At 37.6% G+C, this 6,822-nt stretch carries 10 protein-coding genes; 7 read left to right on the forward strand and 3 right to left on the reverse strand.

The window, feature by feature from the left end:
* Positions 1 to 82 precede the first annotated feature (82 nt).
* Positions 83 to 895 carry an undecaprenyl-diphosphate phosphatase gene (locus tag FHR85_RS11145; RefSeq protein WP_167263239.1) on the reverse strand — a complete coding sequence of 271 codons (813 nt, stop codon included), beginning with the start codon at positions 893 to 895 and terminating at the stop codon, positions 83 to 85.
* A gap of 87 nt (positions 896 to 982) precedes the next feature.
* Between FHR85_RS11145 and FHR85_RS11150 the strand changes: the two genes are divergently transcribed.
* Complete coding sequence (locus FHR85_RS11150; protein WP_167263241.1) at positions 983 to 1,291, forward strand: hypothetical protein; 309 nt, start codon at positions 983 to 985, stop codon at positions 1,289 to 1,291.
* A gap of 85 nt (positions 1,292 to 1,376) precedes the next feature.
* Here FHR85_RS11150 and FHR85_RS11155 read toward each other — a convergent pair whose 3' ends face one another.
* Positions 1,377 to 1,553: a DUF2929 family protein gene (locus tag FHR85_RS11155; RefSeq protein WP_167263243.1), complete on the reverse strand. Its 177-nt coding sequence runs from the start codon at positions 1,551 to 1,553 to the stop codon at positions 1,377 to 1,379.
* A gap of 102 nt (positions 1,554 to 1,655) precedes the next feature.
* On the opposite strand from FHR85_RS11155, the gene FHR85_RS11160 reads away from it, so the two are divergent.
* The 5 genes from FHR85_RS11160 (at position 1,656) to FHR85_RS11180 (ending at position 5,581) form a co-directional block, all read left to right on the forward strand.
* A complete protein-coding gene (locus FHR85_RS11160) occupies positions 1,656 to 1,928 on the forward strand; it encodes a hypothetical protein (RefSeq protein ID WP_167263245.1) in 273 nt (90 codons plus the stop codon).
* 120 nt (positions 1,929 to 2,048) lie between these two features.
* Positions 2,049 to 2,987 carry a beta-ketoacyl-ACP synthase III gene (locus FHR85_RS11165; protein ID WP_167263247.1) on the forward strand — a complete coding sequence of 313 codons (939 nt, stop codon included), beginning with the start codon at positions 2,049 to 2,051 and terminating at the stop codon, positions 2,985 to 2,987.
* Between the two features lie 36 nt (positions 2,988 to 3,023).
* A complete protein-coding gene (gene fabF / locus FHR85_RS11170; RefSeq protein ID WP_167263249.1) occupies positions 3,024 to 4,265 on the forward strand; it encodes a beta-ketoacyl-ACP synthase II in 1,242 nt (413 codons plus the stop codon).
* A 282-nt stretch (positions 4,266 to 4,547) separates the two neighbouring features.
* Entirely contained in the window at positions 4,548 to 4,754 is a 207-nt protein-coding gene (locus FHR85_RS11175; protein ID WP_167263251.1) for a YuzI family membrane protein, read from the forward strand.
* A 71-nt stretch (positions 4,755 to 4,825) separates the two neighbouring features.
* On the forward strand, positions 4,826 to 5,581 hold the full coding sequence (locus FHR85_RS11180) for a DUF3603 family protein (RefSeq protein WP_167263253.1): 756 nt from the start codon (positions 4,826 to 4,828) through the stop codon (positions 5,579 to 5,581).
* Positions 5,582 to 5,605: 24 nt separating this feature from the next.
* On the opposite strand, the gene FHR85_RS11185 is transcribed toward FHR85_RS11180, so the two are convergent.
* On the reverse strand, positions 5,606 to 5,941 hold the full coding sequence (locus FHR85_RS11185) for a hypothetical protein (protein WP_167263255.1): 336 nt from the start codon (positions 5,939 to 5,941) through the stop codon (positions 5,606 to 5,608).
* A gap of 534 nt (positions 5,942 to 6,475) precedes the next feature.
* On the opposite strand from FHR85_RS11185, the gene FHR85_RS11190 reads away from it, so the two are divergent.
* Complete coding sequence (locus FHR85_RS11190) at positions 6,476 to 6,667, forward strand: hypothetical protein (protein WP_167263257.1); 192 nt, start codon at positions 6,476 to 6,478, stop codon at positions 6,665 to 6,667.
* Positions 6,668 to 6,822 lie beyond the last annotated feature (155 nt).

The following is a 6,822-nucleotide window of genomic DNA, read 5'->3' on the forward strand; positions in this document are numbered from 1 at the left end:
TTATGTAACGAGACATTGAATAGGTCTAAATACAAAAACCAACTTCCTGGCATTGAGGAAGTTGGTTTTTAGAATTGATTACTTATAAAAACACTAACACTAAAATACCAATAATTAAGCAATAGTAAGCGAAGTATTTTAACTTACCAGCTGTCATAATATTAATAAACAGTAAAAGTGCCAAATATGAAGAGAAAATAGCGGCAATTAAGGCAATCAGATAAAGCACAAATTGACCAGATAATTCAGGATTGCTTAATACATCGCTAACGGCAAAGACCATTGTACCTAAGCTAACTGGTATATACATTAAAAATGAAAAGCGCAAGGCAACTCGCCGCTTCATTCCGACAAGCATCGAGGCAACAATGGTAGCACCCGAGCGACTGATGCCAGGAACGAGGGCGACAGCTTGAGCAAAACCGACAATGACTGCATCTTTGATTGTTAACTGCTCGTCGTCTTTATGACCGTGAAAGTTACGGATGATCCATAATGCAATGGCTGTTAAGATTAGTGAAATTGCGACGATTTTGACTTTACCAGTAACCTCACCAATAGAATCTTCTAATAATACACCTAATAAACCGGCTGGAATCGTAGCAATAACTAGAAGAAAAGCATAGCGAAAATCTGTTTTAGACTCTTCGTCTCGATTGAATAAATACCTGCTACTTCCGACAATTAATTGCCAAATATCCCGACGATAGATCGTGACAACAGCGATTAATGAACCGAAATTAATAAATGCTTCAAAAGTAATTCCTGGTTCACCAATATCGAATAACGAACGTAATATAACTAAATGCCCACTTGAGGAAATAGGGATTGGTTCGGTGAAACCTTGAAATAATCCAAGGAAAATAAATTGTATAATTTCCATAATCTCGTTCATCGTTTATGATACCTCCTTACGAATATAGGTTATTGTGCACATATCCCGAATACTTTGAATACATTGTACGTGAAAGGGGAGGTAATTATGGTGCATGAAATGAAACAACCAGCATATGAATGGTGTCAGCAGCATCTTCATCAACATGTCTTACTTGAAACGACAGCAGGCGATCAAATCGAAGGTTATGTATGCGACTTAGATGATGAAAATGTCCATTTAGTTGTGCCGTCTCAACATATCCCGCACATTCCAGTTCGGCAATATGGTTATGGTCCATATGGTTATCAAGGTTATGAACCTTATGGCTATGGTTATCCATCTAATCAATATGGGTTAAGTCGATTAATTATTCCATTAACATTTGTTGCTGCACTGAGTTTGTTACCTTGGTAGTGGAACATAAAAAAAGGAGGTTGACTTACCGCAAGGAAGTCAACCTCAATTGTTGTATACATCATTGAAATCGTTTGAGTATCCGTTAGTTTTCCTTATCGGTAATAACAGTTTCACCAAGAACAACGGTACCTAGGGTGAAGACAATTGCAATGGCAATAGCTGCTGTTAAATTGAAACTAATACCTGCCATACTACCGATTACATATACGATCATGGCACTTAATAAAAAGCTCCAAACTGCTGTTGAAATTAAACGCATATAGTTCACCTCATTTATCTATACATTCCACACCTTAGTGTATCAAAGCTTGGCTAAAAAATAAATAAAAAAATTGTGACGGTTGAGTGAGGAGATCATGTTATGAAAGTTTTTGTCTATCCGTGCTTTCACCCCTTTGGATATGAATTGGTGAATTATTATTTACTTGCAGGTCATGACGTTGTTGGAAAAGATGAGCTTGATTCAGATCAATCATGGCATTATTATGCGATGGTAGCGAGACATGCTCGTTTTACTTTGGTGGAAGACAGTTCGAAGGAATTTGAACCTTTTCATGAAGCGTTTTGTATTAACGAACATTGTGATGTGATAGCAGACCATCTGTCGATTATAGAGATTGAGGAAGAAGGATAAACTTTAGCATAAGCCATTAAGTTTAAAATAAAATCGTTGAAATCGGTAGAGAATTTGATAAAATTAGAACCAGGTCATAATATATGATGATAGAAGTTAATCGTTAGGAGATGACGCGATATGAAAGCGGGTTTAATCGGAACAGGCCATTACGTGCCTGAGAAGGTTTTAACGAACCATGATATGGAAAAAATCGTTGACACGTCTGATGAATGGATTCGCACGCGAACAGGGATTGAAGAGCGTCGAATTGCATCAGATGACATGGATACGTCTGATTTAGCATATGAAGCAGCGGTTAGCGCTTTAAATGAAGCAGGTCTTAACGGCGAAGATTTAGATATGATATTAGTTGCAACAGTCACATCAGACATGGGTTTTCCGTCGGTGGCTTGTCAGTTGCAAAATAGACTAGGTGCAAGACAAATTCCAGCTATGGATGTTAGTGCGGCTTGTGCAGGTTTTATGTATGGTGTTATTACCGCAAAACAGTTTATTGAAGCGGGTGTGCATCAGAATATTCTTGTGATTGGTGTAGAGAAACTATCCAAGATCACGAACTGGGAAGATCGTAATACAGCTGTTTTATTTGGTGATGGTGCAGGTGCGGCAATTGTTTCTAATGTCTCTGAAGATCGTGGCATTTTGGCACATGAGTTAGGTTCTGACGGGACAGGCATTCCGTATCTACATCAAACTGATGAAGATGTCATTTACATGAATGGTCGTGAAGTGTTTAAATTCGCGGTCCGAAAAATGGCAGATTCCTCGCTAAACGTGGTACATCAAGCAGGATTAACGAAGGATGATGTTGATTACTTGATTCCACACCAAGCGAATATTCGCATTATGGAAGCAGCTCGAGAGAACTTAGAGATTCCTGTGGAGAAAATGTCTAAGTCAGTTGACCGTTACGGTAATACGTCGGCGGCTTCGATTCCTATTGCATTGTCAGAAGATGTTAAAGCAGGTAGAATAAAAGAAGATGATGTAGTAGTATTAGTAGGTTTTGGCGGTGGCCTTACATGGGGTGCCGTTGCGTTAAAATGGGGTAAATAAAACTAGGATGCGTGAAAGCATAGGAGGTTGAATATCATGTCAAAGAGACGTGTAGTCGTGACAGGCTTAGGCACAGTCTCACCTGTCGGTAATGATGTTGAAACAATGTGGCAAAATATTCTTGATGGTTATGTTGGCATTGATGGTGTGACAAAAGTTGACGCTGATGAGTTTCCAGCGAAAATCGCAGCTGAACTAAAAGATTTTGATCCTGGAAATTACATGGACAAGCGTGATGCGAAGAAGATGGACTTATTTACGCAATATGCAGTCGCTGCATCGAAAATGGCGATTGAAGATGCGAATTTAACGATTGATGAAAGCAATGCGGATCGCACGGGTGTGTGGATTGGATCAGGAATCGGCGGTATGACTACTTACGAAGAGCAGTTTCGTAAGTTTTTAGATAAGGGTCAACGTCGTGTCAGTCCATTCTTCGTACCGATGATGATTCCAGATATGGCAGCTGGACAAGTGTCAATTATGTTTGGCGCAAAAGGGATTAATTCATGCACGGTTACAGCATGTGCTTCAGGTACGAACTCGATTGGCGATGCGTTTAAAGTGATTGAGCGCGGCGATGCAGATACGATGATTACTGGTGGTGCAGAATCACCGATTAATAATATGTCATTTGCTGGATTCTCTAGTTCGAAAGCTTTAACGACGAATCAAGATCCAAAAACAGCAAGTCGTCCATTTGATCAAGATCGTGATGGGTTTGTTATGGGCGAAGGTGCTGGTATCTTAATTTTAGAATCACTTGAATCAGCAGAAGCTCGTGGCGCGAGAATTTATGCAGAAATAGTTGGCTATGGCTCAACAGGTGATGCGTATCATATTACTGCACCAGCCCCTGAAGGAGAAGGTGCTGCCCGTGCAATGCAACAGGCAATGGATGATGCTGAGATGAACGCTGATGCGATTCAATATATTAACGCTCACGGAACAAGTACAGCTTATAATGACCAATACGAAACACAGGCGGTAAAGACGGTATTTGGTGATCATGCTTATGAGTTAGCGATGAGCTCAACGAAATCAATGACGGGTCATTTATTAGGTGCTGCAGGTGGATTAGAAGCAATTATCTCGATCTTAGCGTTACAAGATCAGATTATGCCTCCAACTGTTAATTACGATACACCTGATCCTGAATGTGATTTAGATTACGTGGCAAATGAAAAACGTGACGCCGAGTTACATGCAGTGATGAGTAACTCACTTGGCTTTGGTGGACACAATGCATCACTTGTATTCAAAACGTATCAGTCCTAATATTATTTTATGTAAAAGCCTAATCCTCATTAATTAATGAGGATTAGGCTTTTTTGTTTTGATAAGACGACTCAATAATTCGTAAGATTCTCAGGAACGATTGGTGTGGTCGCACGTATGTAAATAGGGTTTCTCAATAGTTGTGAGAATAGTTCATAAGGTGATTGATCAATTATTTAACATACAATTATCATGTTTAATGGCATTCTCTCATATCCTTAAATAACCTAATTATTTTAGTCAGACACCATGGACGGGCATCGAAGAATAGGAGATGCACGTATGTGGGCGTTATTTTTATTTTTTATAGGGTTTGGTTTCACATGTGTAGGAGCGGTTTCGTTAATTGGTTATATGAATTTTCTGCCGGTAGGGATGAATTTTATTGATTTTTTAATGTTTGTTTACAAACGACCAGAATGCTACATGCTCCCAATTGGCGTTATTTTCATTATGTTGGCTATGTATAAAAACCCATTCGGCTCATAAAATTAGGAATAAAAATGTGCCACTTGGTGATAATGAGCATAAATGGAAAAACGTCAAAGTGAGGGATGACGATGATCTATGTTCATGATATTTGGGTGAACTGGTTTGAAGGCGAGGAAAACGGTTATAATGTGTGCCATTTTTATGAATGGCGCAAACAAGACTCAATTGAATTACTGGACCAAGTACCCGTTGTGTATGTGACGCAAGCTCTTTTCGATTACATAGAAAACGATATGTCAGATTTGCCGGAATCCTTATTAGATGCTGTCTATAAAAGGGCTTATTTAAAGAAAAAGCATAAGAGGCTTGCGTTAGATTATTGCTTTGTCATCACAGACAATGAACATGTGCTTGTAGTGGATACACTTGGTTATCAAATTCCAGTACGAAAAAGTCGGGTGATTCCGCGTCAGGAACGGTTGATTTTAGACTTGATTTCACATAAAACACCACAAGATTTTTCATTTAAACCTAAGCGGAAATCCGTTACAAGTCATTTATTATCACTGGAACCGAAGTATATGACAGGTTTAACACGTAAAGAGCGTCAACTTAAACATTTATTAATGTTGATGATCGATCAAATTGGTCAATCTGGACGGCTAGATGAATTACGGTATTGGTTAACAGAATGGCGTCCAGAGGAATATAGTCGTATTCAGCAAATGACTTTTGAAGATGGATACACTTATTTAGTGGATGCAGCAAAACATGGTTGGGGAACGAAACATGATGAAATGTGTGAAAAGATGGCAAAGGGCCAACCGTTTTTTGAGCGTTTATGGGAAATGGAACAACAAAAGAAAAATGTTCTGGAGAAGTGATGAGCTAATTAGGCTCATCACTTTTTAAATGGTTTCATTAAGGTGAGCGCCGGATTTGTAGCGTAAAAGTAAAGGTGAGATGAGTGCTAAACAGCCTGACATGGCAAATGCGAAGACGAACGTTTCTGCCAGCATATTATAAAAAGAATAACGGTAAAATACGATGCTAAATGCAAACAAAGAAACTGATAAAAAGACAACAATTATAATTAGCCATGTGAAGAATGATGCAGTTGTCAGTTGATAACTCGTACTACAATGTGAACAATGAATTAGCTTTTCCCGATCCAAGGGTGGAAGCGTTAAGTCGACTAGTTTAAAGTGATCGATTGGTTTTTGACAGGTTTTACAATTTTTCATAGACACCTCTCAATAAGATTTATATCTGAATTTTAACACATTGAATTGATTGTTTGTATTTATAAATGTAAAATATCACCAGAAGCATCCTTGTAATAAATGAATTTAAATGTTATCGGTTCTCCACTATATCTAAATAGGTGAATTTTTCTGGTGCAATAATTTTGTGAGTAAGATGGGTTAAACGAAGCTAGAAAGCATAGTAAGTTGCAATGGCAATAGCAGACAAAACAACAAAAATGCCAAGAAAAGTCCAGATTGCGATTATGATCCATTTACGCATCAACGATCAACACCTTTTTTGATTTTACTACATTTCAATCTTTTTATTACCTAAAGTTTAACATATATGTTATCACTATCAATTTCAGTCTCCAGAATTTTTTAAAAAATAAGGATACCGAACCGTTTAATGTGTTTATTTACATTTCACACATTTTTGATGTTTTTTCTACTTTATACGAGAAGTGGTAGGTGAAAAGGTACCCAAATAAAAATTATGAGACATAATTAATTTATTGAGAGAGGGTTTATATGAATACAAAGTGTTTTCTCTTATTTGATATCATTTTTCATAGCTTTATTTTGATCCTTGGAGTTGCTTGGTTATATTTAGCTTGGAATGGGTTATCCGAATCATTAGTTTATATTGTGTTAGGTGGTTCGTTTGTTATTGAAGCAGTTGTACGCTTTGGGTTTTTAATTAAGTCTAATTTAAATACATAATATAGAATACTTAGTTAGATATCTCGATATAACTGAAATAGAACAATGTCTGAAAAAGAAAAGAGGCTGGGACATAACTAGCTAAAAATAACGTAAAAAAGGCACCAACCATAAAAAATATATGGTTTGGTGCCTTTTTCTTGCTTGAATCATCA

It is taken from the genome of Alkalibacillus almallahensis, from assembly GCF_011761495.1.
Lineage (GTDB): Bacteria > Bacillota > Bacilli > Bacillales > Alkalibacillaceae > Alkalibacillus > Alkalibacillus almallahensis.

Coding starts and splice junctions, on each gene's coding strand:
- FHR85_RS11145 (WP_167263239.1), bottom strand. CDS start 895: ATGAACGAGATTATGGAAATTATACAATTTATTTTCCTTGGATTATTT.
- fabF (WP_167263249.1), top strand. CDS start 3,024: ATGTCAAAGAGACGTGTAGTCGTGACAGGCTTAGGCACAGTCTCACCT.
- FHR85_RS11175 (WP_167263251.1), top strand. CDS start 4,548: ATGTGGGCGTTATTTTTATTTTTTATAGGGTTTGGTTTCACATGTGTA.
- FHR85_RS11155 (WP_167263243.1), bottom strand. CDS start 1,553: ATGCGTTTAATTTCAACAGCAGTTTGGAGCTTTTTATTAAGTGCCATG.
- FHR85_RS11160 (WP_167263245.1), top strand. CDS start 1,656: ATGAAAGTTTTTGTCTATCCGTGCTTTCACCCCTTTGGATATGAATTG.
- FHR85_RS11150 (WP_167263241.1), top strand. CDS start 983: ATGGTGCATGAAATGAAACAACCAGCATATGAATGGTGTCAGCAGCAT.
- FHR85_RS11180 (WP_167263253.1), top strand. CDS start 4,826: ATGATCTATGTTCATGATATTTGGGTGAACTGGTTTGAAGGCGAGGAA.
- FHR85_RS11190 (WP_167263257.1), top strand. CDS start 6,476: ATGAATACAAAGTGTTTTCTCTTATTTGATATCATTTTTCATAGCTTT.
- FHR85_RS11185 (WP_167263255.1), bottom strand. CDS start 5,941: ATGAAAAATTGTAAAACCTGTCAAAAACCAATCGATCACTTTAAACTA.
- FHR85_RS11165 (WP_167263247.1), top strand. CDS start 2,049: ATGAAAGCGGGTTTAATCGGAACAGGCCATTACGTGCCTGAGAAGGTT.